Origin of the sequence: Vogesella sp. EB (genome assembly GCF_001037925.1) — a bacterium.
Taxonomy (GTDB): Bacteria; Pseudomonadota; Gammaproteobacteria; order Burkholderiales; family Chromobacteriaceae; genus Vogesella; species Vogesella indigofera.
The window spans coordinates 70764-90964 of record NZ_LFDT01000011.1 but is presented as its reverse complement, the minus strand read 5'-3'; the positions used below and the strand labels follow the sequence as shown (position 1 = coordinate 90964).

Sequence of the window (20201 nt, the reverse complement as noted above, 5' to 3'; positions counted from 1 at the left end):
CCGATCGCCGCATAAAAAACCGCCGGCGCCACGACTGCGGCACCGGCGGTTTTCATACCCAGGGCTGTCACTCAGAACAGCGCTTCGTCCAGCTCCAGCACGCTGTCACCACCGTGAACGATGGCGGCCGCCAGACCGGCGGTCTGCGGCAACAAGTGCTCGCCATAGAAACGGGCAGTGACGATCTTCGCCTCGAGGAACTCGGCATCGGCATCCTCGTCGCCCTGCTGCGCCCTGGCGATCAGCGCGGCGCGCCCCATCATCCAGCCGCCGAGCACGATACCCATCAGCTTGAGGAAGGGCACCGACCCGGCGGCAGCCAGCTGCGGCCGGCTGCTGAAGGTGTCGAGGATGAAGGCGACGCAGCGCTCGGCATCCTTCACCGCGGCCTCAAGGTTGGCCGCAAGGCTGGCGTAGCCCGCCGCCGCCAGCTTGCCGGCGGTGACCTTGACCTCCTCCAGCAACCAGCGCGCGGTCACGCCGTCTTCGCTGGCGGTCTTGCGCCCGATCAGGTCCAGCGCCTGGATGCCGGTGGTGCCTTCGTAGATGGCAGTGATGCGCGCGTCGCGGCAGTACTGCGCGACGCCGGTCTCCTCGATATAACCCATGCCGCCGTGGATCTGCATCGCCAGACTGGTGATCTCGTTGGCCTGCTCGGTGTTCCAGCCCTTCACGATCGGGATCAGGAAGTTGACCAGCGCCTGGCTGCGCGCCGCCTCGCTGGCTACCGGATCGCGCGCGGCGCGGTCCAGCGCTGCGGCGGCGTAGAACGCCAGTGCGCGTTGCGCCTCGATCTGCGCCTTCATCGTCATCAGCATGCGGCGCACGTCCGGGTGCCGGATGATGGCGACACCGGCTGGGTCGGGACTACCGACGGCGCGGCTCTGCACGCGGTCACGCGCGTATTCCACCGCCTTCTGGTAGGCGCGCTCCGACACCGCCATGCCCTCGATGCCGACACCCAGGCGCGCGTGGTTCATCATGGTGAACATGTAAGCCAGACCCTTGTTGGCCTCGCCCACCAGGTAGCCGATGGCGCCGCCGTCGTCACCGAAGCTCATCACCGCGGTCGGGCTGCCGTGGATGCCCAGCTTGTGCTCGATCGACACGCAACGCACGTCGTTGCGCGCGCCGAGGCTGCCGTCGGCATGAACCAGGAACTTGGGCACGATGAACAGCGAGATGCCCTTCACCCCGGCCGGCGCATCCGGCAGCCGCGCCAGCACCAGGTGGACGATGTTGTCCGCCATGTCGTGCTCGCCCCAGGTGATGAAAATCTTCTGGCCGCTGATCTTGTAGCTGCCGTCGCCGACCGGGATGGCGCGCGAACGCACCTGCGCCAGATCGGAGCCGGCCTGCGGCTCGGTCAGGTTCATGGTGCCGGTCCACTCACCGGTCGACATGCGCGGCAGGTAAATATTTTTCAATTCGTCAGACGCGTGGTGATTGATCGCCTCGATCGCGCCCAGCGTCAGCATCGGCGCCAGCGAAAACGCCAGGTTGGCCGAACACCACATTTCTTCTGCCGCCAACGCCACCAGCGCCGGCAGGCCCTGGCCGCCGAACTCGGCCGGCGCGCGCAGGCCGACCCAGCCCGCCTCGACATACTGTTGCCATGCTTCCTTGAAGCCTTCGGCGGCGGTAACGGTAAAGTCAGGCGACCACTTGGCGCCCTTGTCGCCCAGCCGGTTGATCGGCGCCAGCACGTTTTCGGCGAACTTGGCGCCCTCCTCCAGGATGGCGTCGGTCAGCTCCACCGAGCAATCCTCGTAGCCGGGCAGGGTGCAGATGGCCGGCAGCTCCGCCAGCTCGTTCAGGGCAAAGCGGATGTCTTTGCTGGGTGCCTTGTAAATCATCGATAGCTCCTCTGTGTCATTTCTCGTCATTTCTCGTGCAAAAAAACCGGCCATGTGTCCGCCAACGGACAAGCCGCACGCTGCGCACTGCGCGGTGTGGACTCCTCCCGACGAACCGGTCATGGCCGGTGTTCTTGTGTGGTGCGGCACCGTAGCGCCGCACCTTATTTTGATTACTGCGTTTTGATTACTGCAGGTGTTACTTGGACAGCTCGGCGATCAGCTCCGGCACCACGGTGAACAGGTCACCAACGATGCCGTAGTCGGCCACCTGGAAGATCGGCGCCTCTTCATCCTTGTTGATCGCCACGATCACCCTGGAATCCTTCATGCCGGCCAGGTGCTGGATGGCACCGGAGATGCCCACCGCCACGTACAGCTGCGGCGCCACCACCTTGCCGGTCTGGCCGACCTGGTAGTCGTTCGGCGCGTAGCCGGCATCCACCGCGGCGCGCGAGGCACCGACGGCGGCGGACAGTTTGTCGGCCAGCGGCTCGATCACCGCCTTGAACTGCTCTTCCGAACCCAGCGCACGACCACCGGACACGATGATCTTGGCAGCGCCCAGTTCCGGACGGTCGGACTTGGTCAGCTCCTGGCCGACAAAGCTGGACAAGCCGGCGTCGGAGACGGTAGCGACCGCTTCAACGTTGGCCGCACCGCCAGTAGCCGCTGCTTCGAAGGCGGTGGTACGCACGGTGATCACCTTGATGGCATCAAGCGACTGCACGGTGGCCAGCACGTTGCCGGCGTACACCGGGCGCACGAAGGTATCGGCCGACTCGATGGCGATGATATCGGAAAGCTGCGCCACGTCCAGCAGCGCGGCGACGCGCGGCAGCAGGTTCTTGCCGTAGGAGGTTGCCGGTGCCAGCACGTGGCTGTAACCCTTGGCCAGTTCCACCACCAGCGGTGCCAGGTTTTCGGCCAAGCCGTGGGCGTAGGCGGCGTTGTCGGCCAGCAGCACCTTGGCCACGCCGGCGACGGCCTTGGCTGCATCGGCAGCAGCGGCGGCGTTGTGGCCGGCGACCAGCACGTGCACTTCACCCAGCTTGGCGGCGGCGGTAACGGTGTTCAGAGTGCCTGCTTTCAGGCTCTGGTTGTCGTGTTCAGCGATAACGAGAATGGCCATGGCTTACAGCACCTTTGCTTCGTTTTTGAGTTTGGCCACCAGCTCGGCGGCATTGGCAACCTTGATACCGGCCGAGCGCTTGGCAGGCTCGGCCACTTTCAGGGTTTTCAGGCGCGGGGCGACATCGACGCCCAGCTCGGCCGGGGTGGTCTTGTCCAGCGGCTTTTTCTTGGCGGCCATGATGTTCGGCAGCTTGACGTAGCGCGGCTCGTTCAGGCGCAGGTCGGTGGTGACCACCGCCGGCAGGCGCAGCTTGACGGTTTCCAGACCACCATCCACTTCACGGGTCACGTCCACGGTTTCCGCGGTGACATCCACTTTCGAGGCGAAGGTACCCTGCGCCCAGCCCAGCAGCGCCGATACCATCTGACCGGTCTGGTTGGCGTCGTCATCGATCGCCTGCTTGCCGACGATCAGCAGCTGCGGCTGTTCCTTGTCCGCGATCGCCTTCAACAGCTTGGCCACCGCCAGCGGCTGCAGCTCGGCGTCGGTTTCCACCAGGATGGCGCGGTCGGCGCCCATCGCCAGTGCGGTACGCAGGGTTTCCTCGCACTGCTTCACCCCCAGCGATACCACCACGATCTCGGAGACCTTGCCGGCTTCTTTCAGACGCACGGCCTCTTCCACCGCGATCTCGTCGAACGGGTTCATCGACATCTTGACGTTAGCGACATCCACATCAGTGCCATCGGCCTTGACCCGGACTTTCACGTTGTAATCGACAACGCGTTTCACAGCGACTAGAGCTTTCATATTCCTCCAGCGAACTCTCTGAGTTGAACAATTGTCGTCAATGTGCGGCTGTTTGGCGTGAGGCGACAGCGCAATCTCAAACAAGCGTTTAATTGGTAGATTGCCTACAAAAAAACTGCAGTACAACAGGGGTGACACAAATATTACGCCATTTTCCCCGTAATTTGCATTTGAGGTAAAGCGTGTCAGAATGCGCTGCAACAATTGAGCATGTCATAACACGCCGACAGACCGGACATTCCTGCCGCAAGTGCTGCCATCGTGGTGCCTACTTGCGGCTTTTCTTGCCAAAACAGGGAGCACAGCATGACTGTCTACTTCGAAGATATCCAGATCGGTGACAGCGCCGAATACGCCAAAACCATCACCGAGGCCGATATCCTGATGTTTGCCGCCGTTTCCGGCGACGACAATCCGGTGCACATCAACCAGGAATACGCCGAAGCGTCGATGTTCAAGACCCGCATCGCCCACGGCATGCTCACCGCCGGGCTGATCTCCACCGTGGTCGGCACCCGCCTGCCGGGCAACGGCACCATCTACCTGTCGCAATCGACCAAGTTCAAGGCGCCGGTACGCCTCGGCGAGACCGTCACCGCCCGCGTCACCGTCACCGAGCTGGACCCAGCGAAGAAGCGCGTCAAGTTTGCCACCCAGTGCCTGGTGAAAGGCAATGTGGTACTGGAAGGCGAATCGCTGGTGATCGCGCCGTCGCGTCCCGCCTGATGAGCACGCTGCGCATCGAACGACTGAGCGACGAGCACGGCCACATCACCCAGCCGCAAATCCTGGCCGCGGCGCTGGCGGTGCATCGCCAACTGCGGCCGATGCTGCCGGAGACCGCTGCCGACTACGTCGCCAAGATGGCGCGCATCACCGGCTACGGCGCACGGCTGGTGGCGGCGCTGAACGAGGACGATCAGGTACTGGGACTGGCGCTGTATCGCGTCTACGAAAACACCTACGAAGACCTGCGGCTGTACATCGACGACCTGGTCACCGACGAGCGCCTGCGCTCGCAAGGTGTCGGCAGTGCGCTGATCGACTGGTGCGAGGCCGAGGCGCGGGCGCTGGGCTGCCGCTTTTTGGTGCTGGATTCCGGCACCTGGCGCACCGCCGCGCACAAGCTGTACCTGCGCAAGGAGTTCGTGATCTCCTCCTTCCACTTCACCCGCGCGCTGGACTAAGATCCGTCGGCAGGACTAGTGGTGCAAGGTTGGCCGCAAGCCTGGCTTGCGGCCAACCTTTTATGCGCGGCCCTGTTGCTGCGCCAGCGCCCAGGCGACCGACTCGCGCACTACCTCCTCCGCATGATCCTGCCGCTGTTGCAACGCAACAACAATCTCGGCCGCATGTGGCGCATTGCCCAGCCCGATGGCCAGATTGGACAGCCACTTGGCGTAGCCGATGCGGTAGATCGGGCTGCCTGCCATGCGGCTGGCAAAGGTCGCCTCGTCCCAGCCGAACAGCTCCAGCAAACTGACATCGTCCAGCCCGTGGCGCACGGCAAAATCGTCCTCTGCACTGTGCACCACGAAACGGTTCCACGGGCAGGCCAGCTGGCAGTCGTCACAGCCATAGACGCGGTTGCCGATCAGCGGCCGCAACGGCTCCGGTATCACGCCCTTCAGCTCGATGGTGAGGTAGGAAATGCAGCGCCGCGCGTCAACCTGGTACGGCGCCACGATGGCGCCGGTTGGACAGACATCCAGGCAGCGGGTACAACTGCCGCAGTGGCCGTCCTCGCTGTCATCTTCCGGCAACGGCAGATCGGTGAGAATCTCGCCGAGGAAAAACAGCGAGCCCTGCTTCTTGTTGAGCAGCAGCGTGTGCTTGCCGCGCCAGCCCTGCCCCGCCTGTGCCGCCAGCGCCACCTCGGCCAGCGGTGCGCTGTCGGTGAACACGCGGTAGCCATGCTCGCCCACCGCCTGCGTGATGCGCTCGGCCAGCTTCTGCAGCCGGTTGCGCACCACCTTGTGGTAGTCGCGGCCCAGCGCGTAGCGCGACAGGTAGGCACGCGTGCCATCGGCCAGCACCGCCTCGGCAGCGCGTGCTGCCGCCGGCCAGTAGTGCATGCGTAGGCTGATCACGCGCACCGTGCCCGGCACCAGCTCCGCCGGGCGCACGCGCAGTACGCCATGGCGTGCCATGTACGCCATTTCGCCGTGGTTGCCCGCCGCCAGCCACGCCAGCAGGCTGGCTTCGGTCTCTGCCGGCAGCACCGCCCGCGTGATGCGCGCGTCGGCAAAACCGAGTTCTTTGGCCCATCCCTTGATTTGGCTGGCCAATTGGCGATAATTCTCGCTTTTACAGGATATTTCACTCATGGCAACGGATGATACCAGCCTGCGGCAAGGCTTCCTTGCCGATGAAAGCGCCACCCTGCAACTGGGTGCCACGTTGGCCGCAGTGCTGCATGGCGGCATCCAGCTGCAACTGCACGGCGACCTCGGTGCCGGCAAGACCACTTTCACCCGCGGCCTGCTGCAGGCGCTGGGCCATCCGGGGCGGGTGAAAAGCCCGACCTACACCCTGGTGGAAAGTTACAGCCTGCCGCCGCTGACGGTGCACCACTTCGACCTGTACCGCTTTGCCGATCCGGACGAGTGGCACGATGCCGGCTTCGGCGACTACTTTGCCACCGACACGCTGTGCATCGTCGAATGGCCGGACAAGGCCGGCAGCTGTCTGCCGCCACCCGACCTGGCGCTGGAACTCTCGGTTTGCGACGCTGGTCGCAACTATCGTCTTCAAGCCTTTAGTGAAACAGGACACCAATGTCTCTCCCGCCTCGCGACCTCCGCCGCCGCCAGCTGATCGGCGCCGCCGCAGCCACGTTTTTCCTGAGCGTCAGCCGCATCGGCTTCGCCAGCAGCAGCCAGATCGTGGCGGTACGGGTGTGGCCGTCGTCGACCTACACCCGCGTCACCATCGAGGCCAGCGAAGCCATCCGTTACAAGCACTTCAGCCTCGCCGAGCCGAACCGGCTGGTGATCGACCTGGAAGGCGTGCAGCTGACCGGCATCCTGCAGGACATCAACAAGCAGATCCAGAGCGCCGACCCCTTCATCCAGACCGCGCGCGCCGGCCAGTTCAACAGCAACACCGTACGCCTGGTGCTGGACCTGCGCAACGAGGTCAAGCCGCAGATCTTCTCGCTACAGCCGATCGGCGAGTACCGGCACCGCTTGGTGGTGGACCTGTATCCGGCCAGCGGCCAGCAGGACGACCCGTTGCTGGCGCTGCTGCAGGATTACAACAAGGGGCAGTTGAACGAGCAGGCACCACTGGGCAGCAAGGGCCGCACCGACAAGAACCGCATCATCACCGTGGTGATCGATCCGGGACATGGCGGCGAAGACCCCGGCGCCGTCGGCCCGTCCGGTGTCTATGAAAAAGACGTGGTGCTGCGCATCAGCCGCCAGCTGAAGAAGCTGATCGATAGCGAAAAGAACATGAAGGCGCACCTGACACGCGACGAGGACGTATTCATCCCGCTGGGGGTGCGCGTGGCCAAGGCGCGCAAGCTCGGCGCCGACCTGTTCATCTCCATCCATGCCGATGCCGTCGCCAACCGCACCGCCAACGGCTCCTCGGTGTTCGCGCTGTCGGAAAACGGCGCCACCAGCAGCATGGCGCGGCTGCTGGCCAAGAGCCAGAACGACGCCGACCTGATCGGCGGCGTCAAGATCAGCGGCAAGGACCGCTACCTCGCCCACACCCTGTTCGACCTGACACAGACCGCCACCATCAATGACAGCCTCAAGCTGGGCAAGTCGGTACTCGGCAAGATGGGCAACCTCAACCGCCTGCACAAGTCGCAGGTGGAGCAGGCAGGCTTTGCCGTACTCAAGGCGCCGGACATCCCCTCCATCCTGGTGGAAACCGCGTTCATCAGTAACTACGAGGAAGAAAAGAAACTGGTCAGCCCGGCCTTCCAGCAGCAGATGGCGGAGGCGATAATGTCCGGCGTGCGCCAGTATTTTGCGCAGGGAGCGGTGCTGGCCCGCATCTGAATTACCGGCTAGCAATGAAAAAGCCGTTGCCTTGCGGGCAACGGCTTTTTGCTGGCTGGCGCTCTGCGCTCAATCGGGATGGTCGTCAAACGGCAGATCCGGTGTCGCTGGCACGCGGTACTGCTCGTCGGCCCACTGTCCGAGGTCGATCAGCTTGCAGCGCTCGCTGCAGAACGGGCGGTACGGGCTGTCCGGCCCCCAGCGTACCGGGGTCTTGCATTGCGGACAGGGAACGATAGTGGGTGAGGTCATCGGTAATCAGAACTTGCAAAAGGTCAGGGTGAACTCGATATCCTGCTCCACCTGGCGCGAACGCACCTCGCCGGTGCCGGCATCGATAAAACGGATATTCAGTGCGTACTTGTTGGCGGAGACTTCCGGTACCACCTGGTAGCGCTCATCAAAGCTGACGCGGATCAGCTGCACTACCTTGCCGCCGGACATCTGCTGGAACGCGCCACGGCGCGCGACATAGGAAAAATGCTTGCCGCTGTCACGCAGCAGTTTCAGCAGGATGGCCGCCGCCTGCGCCGTCGGCATCAGCGGCAGCGACCAGCGCTGCAGGTCGGCGCGGCGTTGCGCCACCGGCTGCTGCAGCCACAGGTGATAGGACGGCAGGTCGAACGAGCAGGTGCCACCGGGAATGATGGAACGCTGCTTGATCGCCATCAGCCATTCGTTCTCGCGCAGATGCTGGCCAAAACGGCTGCTCAGCTCCAGCAGATGCTGCGACGCCAGCTCGATCTCGTCCAGCACCTGCTCCAGCGCCACCTGTTCGATGGCCGGGCTTTCGCGCCAGCTCTCCAGCGCCTGCTTCTGCCGCTCCAGCTCCTGTAGCAACTCCGACTTCAACTCGGTACGGCCGGCCGCCTCCAGCACCTCGAACAGCGCCATCAAGGCGGCGTGATGCTGGTATGGCTCGTCTTGCGCCATGAAGAAAGCCAACCGCTGGTAGAGCTGCTCCAGCCGGAGCAGCGTTCTGGTACGTTCGGTAACAGGAAACTCGAAACTAGTCACAGCGCCGGATCCACAGAATTTGAAGGGGCAGCAAGGTTGGCCGCAGCGAAACGTTGCAGATAATAACGATGTTTGTTCTCGACTTGAAGCGACAATAGCGCCAAATCGCCACTATTATCAAGCACGGCATCCGCCAGCGCCCGCCGCTCTTCGCGCGGCATCTGCGCGGCGATGATGGCATCCACCTGCGCCGCCGGCAAGCCGCTGCGCTGCATCACTCGCTCGCGTTGCAATTGCGGCTCGCAATCCACCAGCAGCGTTTCGGCCACCAGGTTTCGATAAGCGGCAGTTTCAAACAGCAGCGGCACCGCCAGCAGTACATAGGGCGCCTGTTGCAATGCCAGCTGCCGCCGGCTTTCCGACAGGATCAGCGGATGAAGAATAGCTTCCAGCCGCTGCCGCTCGCCCGCATCGGCGAACACCTTCTGCCGCATCACGGCACGATCAAGTGCGCCTTCCGCCGTCAGGATCGCGGCGCCGAACTGCGCCACCAGTGCCGGCATCGCGGCGCCGCCGGCCGCAGTCAGCTGATGCGCGATACGGTCGGTATCGACACAGGGAATGCCCAGCCTGGCAAACAGCGCCTCGACGGTGCTCTTGCCGGCGCCAATGCCGCCGGTGAGGCCGATCACCGGGCTAGACACCGAGATACCACTGCATGATGGCAGGCCCCCACACGAAGGCACACCAGCCGGCCAGCGCCAGATACGGCCCGAAAGGCATGGTCTGCCCTTTTTCATGTTTCGACAGCAACAGCAACAGGATGCCGAATACCGCGCCCAGCACCGACGACAGCAGGATCACCAGCGGCAACAGCATCCAGCCCAGCCAGGCCCCCAGCGCCGCCAGCAGCTTGAAATCGCCGTAGCCCATGCCTTCCTTGCCGGTCACCAGCTTGAACAGCCAGTACACCGACCACAACGCCAAGTAGCCCAGCACCGCGCCCATGACCGCATCCGCCAGCGGCACCCGGCCACTCCACAGATTGAACAGCAGGCCGGCCCACAGCAAGGGCAGGGTCAGGTCATCCGGCAACAGCTGGGTGCGAGCATCAATCAGCGCCAGCGTCAGCAGCGTCACCGAAAACAGCGAGGCCACCAGCCACCACGGCGACAGGCCGTAGTGCCAGGCAAAGCCGGTAAACAGCAGCCCGCTGGCCAGCTCCACCAGCGGATAACGCCAGGAAATCGCTGCCCGGCAATGGCTGCAACGACCGCGCTGCAGCAGGTAACTGACGAGCGGGATGTTTTGCCACGCGCGGATCGGCGCCTGGCAATGCGGACAGGCCGACGCCGGTACCAGCAGGTTGAACGGTGGTTGTGCGGCCAACTCGTTACCCTGCCACTGCGCGCACTCCGCCGCCCAGCGCCGCTCCAGCATCAAGGGCAGGCGATAGATCACCACATTAAGAAAACTGCCCAGCAGCAGACCCAGCAGTGCCGCAATCGCCACCTGAGCGCCGAACGGCAGCTCCGCCAATAACGCCAACATCAACCGACCACCTGCCCCATCTGGAAGATCGGCATATACATCGCGATCACCAAGCCACCAATCAGCACCCCGAGAATGATCATGATCATCGGCTCCAGCAAGCTGGACAGCGATGCCACCGCATTATCAACTTCGTCTTCATAAAAATCCGCCACCTTGTCCAGCATCGAGTCGAGCGAGCCGGACTCCTCCCCGATCGAGGTCATCTGCAGCACCATATTGGGAAACAGGTTGGAGCGCTGCATCGAGTTGTTGAGGGTCGAGCCGGCGCTGACATCCGACTGGATAACCTTGGTGGCCTCGGCATACACCTGGTTGCCGGCGGCCCCGGCCACCGAGTCCAGTGCCTCCACCAGCGGCACGCCGGCAGTAAACAGCGTCGACAGCGTCCGCGCCCAGCGCGCAATGGTTGCCTTGCGCACCACGTCGCCGATCACCGGTACCTTAAGCACGAAACGGTCCATCGCCGCCTGCATCTTGGGTGAGCGCTGGTACAGCTTGACGGTACCGATGATCACCACCGCAATGGAGCCGAACACCATCCACCAGTACTCGACGAACAGGTCGGACAGCCAGATCACGATCTGCGTCGGTGCCGGCAGATCGGCACCAAAACTGGAGAACAGTTCCTTGAACGCCGGAATCACATAGATCAGGATCACCGCGGTAATGATGAAGGCGGTGGCGATGATCGCCGCCGGATAGATCATTGCCGACTTGATCTTGCCCTTGATGGCAATCACCTTTTCCTTGTAGGTCGCCAGCTTGTCCAGCAAAGCATCCAGCACCCCGCCCGCCTCACCGGCGGCGATCAGGTTGCAGAACAGCTTGTCGAAGTACAGCGGATACTTGCGAAAAGCATCGGCTAGGTTGCTGCCGGACTCGACCTCCGAGCGCACATCGAGCAGGATGCGCACAAAGGCGGCATTGCTGTGCCCCTTGGCCGCGATGTCAAAGGCCTGCAACAGCGGCACGCCGGCTTTCATCATCGTCGCCAGCTGGCGGGTAAACAGCGCAACATCCTTTTCGGTGATGCGCTGCCGCAGGCTGGCGCTGCGCTTCTTCAGCTTGGTCGGGCTGACCCCTTGCCGCCGCAACTGGGCACGGGCGACGGTTTCCGACTCGGCACGAATCTCGCCGCGGATGGCCTTGCCGGCCCGGTCTCGCCCTTCCCAGACAAAGACATGGGAGGCGGGCTTCTTGCTTGGCGTGGGCATAGTGATCGCTTGTCTATTATTCGTTGGTAACGGCTTCGATTTCAGTCAGCGACGTCAGGCCACGTTTTACTTTCAGCAGGCCGGCATGGCGCAAATCGACCATGCCCTCCTGGCGCGCGAGGTCGGCAATATCCATCGCGTTGCCGCCACTCATGATCAGTCGCACCATAGCGTCGGTGATCGGCATCACCTCGTAGATGCCGACCCGCCCCTTATAACCGCTGCCACGGCACTCCTCGCAGCCGACCGGGCCGTGCGGCTGCCAGCTGCCGTCCAGCTCTTCCTTGCTAAAGCCGGCACGCAGCAAGGCCGGCTCGGGAATCTCGACCGGTGCCTTGCAGTGCGGACACAGCCGTCGCGCCAATCGCTGCGCCATGATCAGCAATACCGAGCTGGCGACGTTGAATGGTGCCACCCCCATGTTCAGCAGCCGGGTCAGTGTCGCCGGTGCATTATTGGTATGCAAGGTAGAAAATACCATATGCCCGGTTTGCGCCGCCTTGATCGAGATGTCCGCGGTTTCAAAGTCGCGGATCTCGCCGACCATGATGATGTCCGGGTCCTGACGCAGGAAGGCGCGCAGCGCCGAGGCAAAGGTCAGCCCGGCCTTCTCGTTGACGTTGACTTGGTTGATGCCGGGCAGGTTGATTTCCACCGGGTCTTCCGCGGTAGAGATATTGCTGTCCGGCTGGTTCAGGATATTGAGGCAGCTATACAGCGACACCGTCTTGCCGCTACCGGTCGGCCCGGTGACCAGCACCATGCCATAAGGGCGCTCGATCGCCCGCAGCAGCATTTCCTTCTGCTCCGGCTCGAAACCGAGCTGTTCGATATCCAGCGATGCGGCGGAAGAATCGAGAATACGCATCACGATCTTCTCGCCATACAGTGTCGGCAAGGTGCTGACGCGGAAATCCACGGCACGGTGCTTGGAAATCACCAGCTTCAGGCGGCCGTCCTGCGGCACCCGCCTTTCCGAGATGTCCATCTTCGACACCACCTTGATGCGCGACGCCAGCTTCTCGCGGATGGCCAACGGCGGCTGCGCGATCTCCTTCAGGATGCCGTCGACACGATAGCGGATACGGAAGAACTTTTCGTAGGGCTCGAAGTGAATGTCGGATGCGCCGCCATTGATGGCGTCCATCAGCACCTTGTTGACGAACTTGACCACCGGTGCGTCATCGACATCAGGCAGGCTGTCGCTTTCCAGCTGGGCATCGCCATCGGTCAGCTGCAGCTCGCCAAATTCGTCACCGGCCAGATCATTGAGTACCTTGCTCGGATTGCTGGCATAGCGGCCAATCGCCCGTGCCAACTTGTCATCTTCCACCACCACCAGGTCGATGCTGAGACCGGTCTTGAAGGTAATGGTATGGAACAGCGTCGCCTGCGTCGGATCGGAAGTGGCAATGAACAGCTTGTTGCCGCGCTTGTACAACGGCAGCAAGCGGCCGTTGTTGACCGTGTCGTCGTCCACCAGATTGCGCGGCAGACCGTCCTGGCTCAGCGCGGCCAGATCCAGCAAGGGCAAGCCGAACATGTTGGCCGCAAACACTGCCACCTCGATGGCACTCATCTTCTTGCTCTGCACCAGCAGCTCGACAAAGCTCACCCGCGTGGTCTGCGCCTGCTTGAACAGCGCCTCGGCATCCGCCGTCGCCAGCCGCTCGTTCTGCACCAGGGCACGTGCCAGTCCGGAAATGCTTGCTGTGCTCATGACATTATTCGCCAGAAAAGGATGGGAGGATTATACGAAGAAAACGGGACGGGGTTCATGGTGCCACAACAAATGATGGCATTGCCGACAGCTCTACCGCTTTGCAATGGCGACTGCAATGAAAAAAGGCTGCCGAAGCAGCCTTTTCAGATCAAACCATCAAGCGATGATTAGAACTTGGTACCGAGGTATACCATTGCACGGCGCACGGAACCATCAGCGTTGTCGTCGTAGTTGACTTTGGAGATCTGGGCACCAGCGCGAGTGCGCTTGGACAGAGCGTATTCAACACCAACAGCGTAGGCCTTGTGACCGTCGTTGATCTTGTCGCCGTCAGCTTCTTTCAGGTCGCCCTCTTTCCAGAAGCCAACCATCGGCTTCAGGTTGCCCATGGCGTAGGAAGCGGACAGACCGTAGCCGCTACGCTTGTCACCGTTAGCAGCCTTATCGTGGGCATAGCCAGCAACCAGGCTCAGTGCATCCAGCGATACGGTTGCGTTCAGTTCGTGCAGTTTGCCAGTCTTGTTCTCAACAGCATCTTTGGTACGACGGCCGTCATAAGATACGCCAAAGCCTTCGCCTTCGTAGGCCAAGCTCAGAGTCTGAGAGTGTGCTTTGTCTTCTTCAGCTTGCTTGGACTTACCGAAGGAGTGCTGGACAGTAGCGGTAAAGCCAGCGATCGACGGAGTTACGTAGGCAACAGTGTTGTTCACACGGGTACCTTGGTCGTAGATAGCGGAGTCAAAAGTAGCCGACAGGTCTTCAAAGATAGCCAGCTGACCGGAAGTTGGCATGTTGTAGATGTTACCCAGCTTCACTGTACCGAAGTCACCTTGCAGACCTACGAAGGACTCACGGGTGCCCCAAGCATTCTCTTCAGCAGCGCTTTCGTCTTTGGAGTCAGCCAGGTTGATCTTGGTAGCGATCTGCCAGATGGACTTCAGACCGTTACCCAGATCTTCTTTGCCTGCGAATTTGATTTCGCCGGAAGTACGGTCTTGAGTAGTCAGGGAGCCGGTGCCGGACTCTTTGGTGTTGGTGATACCAACAGCCAGGTTACCGGAGATAACAACGTCAGCCATTGCAGCAGCTGGCAGCGCAGCCAGAGTAGCCAGAACGATCAGCTTCTTCATGTGTGTTCCTTTCGAGGTCATGTACACTGCCCGTGTTTTGCCGAAGCCTGAGGCCCGGCGGGGCTGTATTGACCACCGCGATTAGGCGGCGGTTTCTGGATGGCAATATAAGCGGGGCGTTGCGAAAAAACAAAAGCGCTTTACGCATTTGTGTTGAAGCCGGATACAAAACCGGCACAAATTCGACATAAGTTATTGTTTTTTTTGAAAAATACAAAAAACAACAGCAGTCTCCTTTTCGCAACACAATTGACCACAACCAAGATATCTGTTGTTTTTTCACACATAACCCAGCCAAAACCATGAGCCAAGCAAGCGTTCTGATGTGGTTTCGCCGCGATTTGCGCGCCAGTGACAATGCTGCGCTGAATGCCGCCTTGCGCAGCGGCGCCAGCGTGCATTGCGTGTTCGTGTTTGACCGCCGGATTCTGGCCAGCCTGCCGCCGGACGACAAACGCCTGGTCTTCATCCACGCCGCCTTGGCGGAGTTGCAGCAGACGCTGCGCGACGCCGGCGGCGAGCTGTTGTGGCGGAATGGCGATCCGGTGCACGAGATTCCGGCACTGGCGCGCGAGCTCGGTTGTGCCAGCGTCTACGCCAACCGCGACTACGAACCGTATGCGCGGCAGCGTGATGCGGAAGTGGCGGCGCAGCTTGCGGCCAACCTTGGCCAGCTGCAGCTGTACAAGGATACGGTGATCTTTGAGCAGGACCAGTTGCTCACCGGCCAGGGCAAGCCGTACACCGTGTACACCCCCTATATGAAGCGCTGGCGGCAAAGTTTTCATCCGGCGCTGGCGGCGGAGGCCAGCACCGCCTTGCGCGGCGCACTGGCGGCGCCAGCCGGCACCCGTCCGTTGCTGACACTGGCGGAGCTGGGTTTCGGTGAGGCCACGCTGGACGGACTGCGGGTACAGACCGGCCGCAGCGGCGCGCTGGCGCTGCTAGACGATTTCCGCCGCCGCATCGCGCACTACAAGACGCTGCGCGACTTCCCGGCGGTGAAGGGGGTGTCCTACCTGTCGGCGCACCTGCGCTTTGGCACGCTGTCGGTACGCGAGGCGGTGCGCGCCGCACTGGCGGAACCGTCGGAAGGGGCGGAGTGCTGGCTTAACGAGCTGATCTGGCGCGAGTTCTACCAGCAGCTGCTGTGGCACTTCCCGTCGGTGGCCGGTGAAAGCTTCAAGCCGGAGTACCGTGAGCTGCCGTTCCCCAATGACGCGGCACTGTTCGAGGCCTGGTGCCAGGGGCGGACCGGCTATCCGCTGGTGGATGCCGCGATGCGCCAGCTCAACCACAGCGGCTACATGCACAACCGGCTGCGCATGATCGCCGCCAGTTTTCTGGTCAAGGACCTGCTGGTCGACTGGCGCTGGGGCGAGGCCTACTTCGCGCAGAAGCTGCTGGACTTCGATCTGGCGGCCAATAACGGCGGCTGGCAGTGGGCCGCCTCCACCGGTTGCGATGCGCAGCCCTACTTCCGCATCTTCAACCCGGTGACGCAATCGGAAAAATTCGACAGCAAGGGCCAGTTCATCCGCCGCTACGTGCCGGAGCTGGCGGCGCTGGACGACAAGGCGATCCATGCGCCGTGGCTGGCGAAAACACTGCCAGCCGGTTTTGTGCTCGGCCGCGACTATCCGGCCCCCATCGTCGACCACGCGGTCCAGCGCGAAGCGGCACTGAAGCTGTTTGCGCGCGATTAACGTTCAGCAACACGACAAAAAGCCTGTCGGCGACGACAGGCTTTTTTTGTTTGCGGCCAACGTTCAGGACTTGCCCTGCTCGTCCGCCTTGCCGATCTTGTCCTCGGTGCCGGTAAGCAGGTTCACCAGATTGGACTTGTGGCGATGCACCACCAGAATGGCGATGATGATGCAGGTGCCGAAGTAGACGCTCTGCGGGCCGACGATGAAGTAGGCGTACACCGGCACCATCACGCAGGCGACGATGGCCGACAGCGACGAAATCTTCACCACGAAGGCCATGAACAGCCAAGTGACCAGCGCCGCCAGCGCCAGCCACGGGCTGAAGGCCAGCAGCACGCCCACCGCGGTGGCCACGCCCTTGCCGCCCTTGAAGCCGAAAAACACCGGCCACATGTGGCCGAACAGCACCGCAAGACCGGCCATGGCGACCTGCTGCTCGCCCAAGCCGTAGGCAGGACCGAAACTGGCGACCAGGAACACCGCCAGCCAGCCCTTGACGCCATCGCCCAGCAGCGTCAGCACCGCGGCCAGCTTTTTGCCTGAGCGCAGCACATTGGTGGCACCGGGGTTTTTCGAACCGTAGGTACGCGGATCGGCCATCCCCATCAGGCGGGTGACAATCACCGCAAACGACAGGGATCCGATCAGGTAGGCGCCCAAAATAAAGGCAAACGCTGTTGTGGTCATGGCTTATCCACTAGAATGCAAGACTTGGCATTTTACGGTATCGGGCAGTAAACCCAAAGCCCGCAGCGATGGACATCATATTTTTGCGCGAAGTGCGCGCCGAGACAGTGATCGGCGTTTATGACTGGGAGCGCCTGGCGCCCCAGACTATCTTGCTGGATCTGGAGATCGGCATCCCCAGCGAAGTGCCCTGCCATAGCGACGACATTGGCGACACCATCCACTACGGCGTGGTAGTGGAACGCATCCGCCAGTCGCTGGCCGAGCAGCATTTCCTGCTGATCGAGGCACTGGCCGAGCACATCGCACGCATGGTGCGCGAGGAATTCGGTGCGCCGTGGACCAAGGTGGCAGTCACCAAGCTCAACATCCTGCCGGACGTGAAGCATGTCGGCGTGATGATCGAACGCGGCCACCGACCACGCTGACCCCACGCTCACGGCAAAAACATTGCGGCCAACCTTGTACAAGGTTGGCCGCAATGGTTTTTGGGGCGTGGCAGACCGCTCAGTCTTCGCGATTGCGCATGAAGTCGGCGGTGTTGTAGAACGCCTCCAGCAGCCTGGCCTTCAGCCAGTCCTCGCACACCAGCTCGTTCACCGCCTGCGTCATGCACTTCATCCACTGGTCGCGCGCCTCGCCATCCACCGCGAACGGCATGTGCCGCTGCCGCAGCCGCGGGTGGCCGAAGGTATCCATGAACAGCGGCGGGCCGCCCAGCCAGCCGGAGAGGAACATGTACAGCTTCTCGCGCGAGGCGGTCAGATCCGCTGGATGCATGTCGCGCAGCGGCTTCACCGCCGGATCGCTGTCCATGATGTCGTAGAAGCGGTCGGTCAGCCAGCGCACCACGCCGGCGCCGCCGAGCAGCTCGTAAGGGGTCATTTCCTGCATGTTGTTCCTTGCCGCGGGCGCTGCCCGCGTGAATATCAGTGCGCCCGATTACGCCCGGGCCCGGGCCAGCTCGTACACCGTCTTGCCGCGCAGGGTGAAATAGTCCGCGGCAAAGTAGAAGTTCTCGGAGTGGCCGACAAACAGCAGACCGTGCGCCTTCAGCAACGGGTGGAATTTCTTCAGCACTGCCAGCTGGGTGTCACGGTCGAAATAGATCATCACGTTGCGACAGAAGATCGCGTCGAACTGCTTGCGCTGCGCCCAGTTGGCGTCGACCAGGTTCAACCGCGAGAAGGTAATCATTTCGCGCAGCTGCGCCTTGGCCTGGTAGTTGCCGTCCGGCAGCTTGTCGAAGTAGCGCGCGGCATGACCGGCCGGCAGGCGCGAGATCTTGTCGGCGCTGTAGATGCCCTTGCGGCCAACCTCCAGCACGCTGGTATCGAGGTCGGTGGCTTGGATCTGGATGCGGCTGCCACTGCCCAGCGCTTCCAGCGCGGCGATCGCGATCGAGTACGGTTCTTCCCCGGTCGACGACGCCGCACACCAGATATTGATCTCGCCCTTGCCAGCCAGCGTCTTCAGGTGTGCTGCCAGAATCTGGAAATGGTGTTCCTCGCGAAAGAAGAAGGTCAGGTTGGTGGTCAGCGCGTTGACGAACTGCTCGAACTCGCGCTTGCCCGCGATAGACTGCAGGAAGTCGATATAGGCGGCGAAGCTGTTCAGCTTCAGCTCGCGGATGCGGCGCACCAGCCGGCCGTAGACCATGTCCTTCTTGGTCGGGTTCAGCGCAATGCCGGCTTCCTTGTAGATCAGCTGCCGGATGCGCTCGAACTCCTGGTCGCTGAAGGCGAACTCGCGGGTAAAGTCGATCTTGGGCAGAATGATGGGCGGCATCTTGTTTTGCATCGTTAGAACCCTGAAGTTGAAAAACCCGGACACCAGGTCCGGGTTTCAGGTGCTGGCAATGCCGTACTTATACCGAAAAGGACGAGCCGCAGCCACAAGTGGTCTCTGCATTCGGATTGCGAATCACGAACTGCGAACCTTCGATGCTTTCCTGGTAGTCGATTTCGGCGCCGACCAGATACTGGTAGCTCATCGGGTCGACCAGGAACACCACACCTTCGCGTTCGATGGTGGTGTCGTCTTCGTTGGCAATCTCGTCAAACGTAAAGCCGTACTGGAAGCCAGAACAGCCACCGCCGGTGACGAACACACGCAGTTTCAGGTCAGGATTACCTTCTTCAGCCACCAGGTCACGCACTTTGGCGCAGGCGCTGTCGGTAAAGTTGATCGGGGACAGGGTTTCAGCAGCAGCAGCAGTCATTTTAAGCCTCACGGTACAGGACAGGCCGCAAGACGGCCTTTCATCCTACTATTTTAGTCGGATATTGGGTCGTCTGGCGAGTCTTCAAGTTCAGGGCAGCAACGGCACGATGTCGAGACCGGCATTTTCCGGCAGCCCGAACATCAGGTTCATCACCTGCACCGACTGGCCGGACGCCCCTTTCACCAGATTATCCTCCACCACCAGGATGATCAGCAAATCGCCATCGCCGGGGCGATGCACCGCGATGCGCGCGGTATTGCCGCCGCGTACCGAGCGGGTTTCCGGGCAGCTGCCGGCCGGCATCACGTCGACGAACGGTTCGGCGGCAAAGCGCTGCTCGAACAGCTGCTGGTAGTCGACATCGCGGCCTTCCGGCTTGATGCGGGCGTAGATGGTGGAATGAATGCCACGAATCATCGGCGTCAGGTGCGGCACGAAGGTCAGCTTCACCGGTGCGCCGTGGATCAGCGACAGGCCCTGCTCGATCTCCGGCGAGTGGCGGTGCCCTTTCACGCCGTAGGCCTTGAAGTTGTCGGCCGACTCGGCAAACAGGGTACCCACCTCGGCCTTGCGCCCGGCGCCGGACACGCCGGACTTGCAGTCGGCGATCAGGGTAGTGGTTTCGACATACTGCTTGCCGCCTTCCAGCAGCGGCAACAAGCCCAGCTGCACCGAGGTCGGATAGCAGCCGGCCATGCCGATCAGGCGCGCGTTCTTGATCGCATCGCGGTTCACTTCCGGCAGGCCGTAGACCGCCTCGGCCAGCAGGTCGGTGCAGCTGTGCTCCATCGCGTACCACTTGGCGAACTCGGCCGGGTCTTTCAGGCGGAAGTCGGCGGCCAGGTCGATGACCTTGACCCCGGCTTCCAGCAGCTCGCGCGCCTGCGCCATCGCCACCCCGTGCGGTGTGGCAAAGAACACCACGTCGCAGGCTTTCAGGTCGGTTTCATCCGGCGTGGAAAAGGCGATATCGACATGGCCGCGCAGCGACGGGAACATCTCGGCGACCTTCATCCCCGCTTCCTTGCGTGAAGTAACGGCGGTCACCTTGGCCGAAGGATGGTTGGCCAACAGACGCAAAAGCTCTACGCCGGTATACCCGGTGCCACCGACAATGCCCACCTTGATCATGCTGCGCTCCTAACAATATAAAAAAATGTCGCAAAGGCGACATGGTAAGGAGTGCGGCAAGGCATTGCAACAAAGAAAAAAGCCACCCTGCTGGGTGGCTTTTTCGATCGGTACA

General features: G+C 62.1%; 22 protein-coding genes. 6 read left to right on the top strand and 16 right to left on the bottom strand.

The window, feature by feature from the left end:
* Positions 1–71 precede the first annotated feature (71 nt).
* The 3 genes from ACG97_RS08775 to ACG97_RS08765 all read right to left on the bottom strand — a co-directional run bounded on the left by ACG97_RS08775 (position 72) and on the right by ACG97_RS08765 (position 3741).
* Positions 72–1856, bottom strand: coding sequence for an acyl-CoA dehydrogenase (locus tag ACG97_RS08775; protein WP_047966970.1), 1785 nt, complete (start codon positions 1854–1856; stop codon positions 72–74).
* Between the two features lie 199 nt (positions 1857–2055).
* Complete coding sequence (locus ACG97_RS08770; RefSeq protein WP_047966969.1) at positions 2056–2988, bottom strand: electron transfer flavoprotein subunit alpha/FixB family protein; 933 nt, start codon at positions 2986–2988, stop codon at positions 2056–2058.
* 3 nt (positions 2989–2991) lie between these two features.
* Entirely contained in the window at positions 2992–3741 is a 750-nt protein-coding gene (locus ACG97_RS08765; RefSeq protein WP_047966968.1) for an electron transfer flavoprotein subunit beta/FixA family protein, read from the bottom strand.
* 306 nt (positions 3742–4047) lie between these two features.
* On the opposite strand from ACG97_RS08765, the gene ACG97_RS08760 reads away from it, so the two are divergent.
* Both ACG97_RS08760 and ACG97_RS08755 read left to right on the top strand, forming a co-directional pair.
* Positions 4048–4467: a MaoC family dehydratase gene (locus ACG97_RS08760; RefSeq protein ID WP_047966967.1), complete on the top strand. Its 420-nt coding sequence runs from the start codon at positions 4048–4050 to the stop codon at positions 4465–4467.
* Positions 4467–4928: a GNAT family N-acetyltransferase gene (locus tag ACG97_RS08755; protein WP_156168002.1), complete on the top strand. Its 462-nt coding sequence runs from the start codon at positions 4467–4469 to the stop codon at positions 4926–4928. The genes ACG97_RS08760 and ACG97_RS08755 overlap by 1 nt, the downstream gene beginning before the upstream one ends.
* Before the next feature lie 60 nt (positions 4929–4988).
* Here the strand turns inward: ACG97_RS08755 and queG are convergent, their stop codons facing one another.
* Entirely contained in the window at positions 4989–6068 is a 1080-nt protein-coding gene (gene queG, locus ACG97_RS08750; protein WP_047966966.1) for a tRNA epoxyqueuosine(34) reductase QueG, read from the bottom strand.
* On the opposite strand from queG, the gene tsaE reads away from it, so the two are divergent.
* Positions 6067–6558, top strand: a complete 492-nt coding sequence (tsaE, locus tag ACG97_RS08745; protein WP_047966965.1) for a tRNA (adenosine(37)-N6)-threonylcarbamoyltransferase complex ATPase subunit type 1 TsaE — start codon at positions 6067–6069, stop codon at positions 6556–6558. The genes queG and tsaE overlap by 2 nt on opposite strands.
* Entirely contained in the window at positions 6519–7757 is a 1239-nt protein-coding gene (locus tag ACG97_RS08740) for an N-acetylmuramoyl-L-alanine amidase (RefSeq protein WP_047966964.1), read from the top strand. The genes tsaE and ACG97_RS08740 overlap by 40 nt, the downstream gene beginning before the upstream one ends.
* Positions 7758–7826: 69 nt before the next feature.
* Here the strand turns inward: ACG97_RS08740 and yacG are convergent, their stop codons facing one another.
* From yacG to ACG97_RS08710, 7 genes are all read right to left on the bottom strand, one after another.
* Complete coding sequence (gene yacG, locus ACG97_RS17260; protein WP_082133705.1) at positions 7827–8009, bottom strand: DNA gyrase inhibitor YacG; 183 nt, start codon at positions 8007–8009, stop codon at positions 7827–7829.
* 6 nt (positions 8010–8015) lie between these two features.
* Positions 8016–8774: a cell division protein ZapD gene (gene zapD, locus ACG97_RS08735; RefSeq protein ID WP_082133704.1), complete on the bottom strand. Its 759-nt coding sequence runs from the start codon at positions 8772–8774 to the stop codon at positions 8016–8018.
* The gene (gene coaE / locus ACG97_RS08730; protein ID WP_082133703.1) at positions 8771–9514 is read right to left on the bottom strand and encodes a dephospho-CoA kinase; all 744 of its coding nucleotides are present in this window, start codon (positions 9512–9514) and stop codon (positions 8771–8773) included. The genes zapD and coaE overlap by 4 nt, the downstream gene beginning before the upstream one ends.
* A complete protein-coding gene (locus tag ACG97_RS08725) occupies positions 9411–10265 on the bottom strand; it encodes an A24 family peptidase (RefSeq protein ID WP_047966961.1) in 855 nt (284 codons plus the stop codon). The genes coaE and ACG97_RS08725 overlap by 104 nt, the downstream gene beginning before the upstream one ends.
* Positions 10265–11482, bottom strand: a complete 1218-nt coding sequence (locus ACG97_RS08720) for a type II secretion system F family protein (RefSeq protein ID WP_047966960.1) — start codon at positions 11480–11482, stop codon at positions 10265–10267. The genes ACG97_RS08725 and ACG97_RS08720 overlap by 1 nt, the downstream gene beginning before the upstream one ends.
* A 16-nt stretch (positions 11483–11498) precedes the next feature.
* Positions 11499–13202 (bottom strand): type IV-A pilus assembly ATPase PilB, encoded by a 1704-nt coding sequence (gene pilB / locus ACG97_RS08715; protein WP_047966959.1) that lies wholly within the window; start codon positions 13200–13202, stop codon positions 11499–11501.
* 170 nt (positions 13203–13372) lie between these two features.
* Positions 13373–14335, bottom strand: a complete 963-nt coding sequence (locus ACG97_RS08710) for a porin (RefSeq protein ID WP_047966958.1) — start codon at positions 14333–14335, stop codon at positions 13373–13375.
* Between the two features lie 323 nt (positions 14336–14658).
* On the opposite strand from ACG97_RS08710, the gene ACG97_RS08705 reads away from it, so the two are divergent.
* Positions 14659–16041, top strand: coding sequence for a deoxyribodipyrimidine photo-lyase (locus ACG97_RS08705; RefSeq protein ID WP_238377301.1), 1383 nt, complete (start codon positions 14659–14661; stop codon positions 16039–16041).
* Positions 16042–16104: 63 nt separating this feature from the next.
* Here the strand turns inward: ACG97_RS08705 and plsY are convergent, their stop codons facing one another.
* On the bottom strand, positions 16105–16731 hold the full coding sequence (plsY, locus tag ACG97_RS08700) for a glycerol-3-phosphate 1-O-acyltransferase PlsY (protein ID WP_047966956.1): 627 nt from the start codon (positions 16729–16731) through the stop codon (positions 16105–16107).
* A 68-nt stretch (positions 16732–16799) separates the two neighbouring features.
* On the opposite strand from plsY, the gene ACG97_RS08695 reads away from it, so the two are divergent.
* Positions 16800–17159 (top strand): dihydroneopterin aldolase, encoded by a 360-nt coding sequence (locus ACG97_RS08695; protein WP_047966955.1) that lies wholly within the window; start codon positions 16800–16802, stop codon positions 17157–17159.
* A 79-nt stretch (positions 17160–17238) separates the two neighbouring features.
* Here the strand turns inward: ACG97_RS08695 and ACG97_RS08690 are convergent, their stop codons facing one another.
* The 4 genes from ACG97_RS08690 to argC all read right to left on the bottom strand — a co-directional run bounded on the left by ACG97_RS08690 (position 17239) and on the right by argC (position 20086).
* Positions 17239–17625, bottom strand: coding sequence for a group II truncated hemoglobin (locus ACG97_RS08690; protein ID WP_047966954.1), 387 nt, complete (start codon positions 17623–17625; stop codon positions 17239–17241).
* Between the two features lie 48 nt (positions 17626–17673).
* On the bottom strand, positions 17674–18519 hold the full coding sequence (locus ACG97_RS08685; protein WP_238377300.1) for a CheR family methyltransferase: 846 nt from the start codon (positions 18517–18519) through the stop codon (positions 17674–17676).
* A 79-nt stretch (positions 18520–18598) separates the two neighbouring features.
* Positions 18599–18952: an iron-sulfur cluster insertion protein ErpA gene (gene erpA / locus ACG97_RS08680; protein ID WP_047966952.1), complete on the bottom strand. Its 354-nt coding sequence runs from the start codon at positions 18950–18952 to the stop codon at positions 18599–18601.
* Between the two features lie 90 nt (positions 18953–19042).
* Positions 19043–20086 carry an N-acetyl-gamma-glutamyl-phosphate reductase gene (argC, locus tag ACG97_RS08675; protein WP_047966951.1) on the bottom strand — a complete coding sequence of 348 codons (1044 nt, stop codon included), beginning with the start codon at positions 20084–20086 and terminating at the stop codon, positions 19043–19045.
* Positions 20087–20201 lie beyond the last annotated feature (115 nt).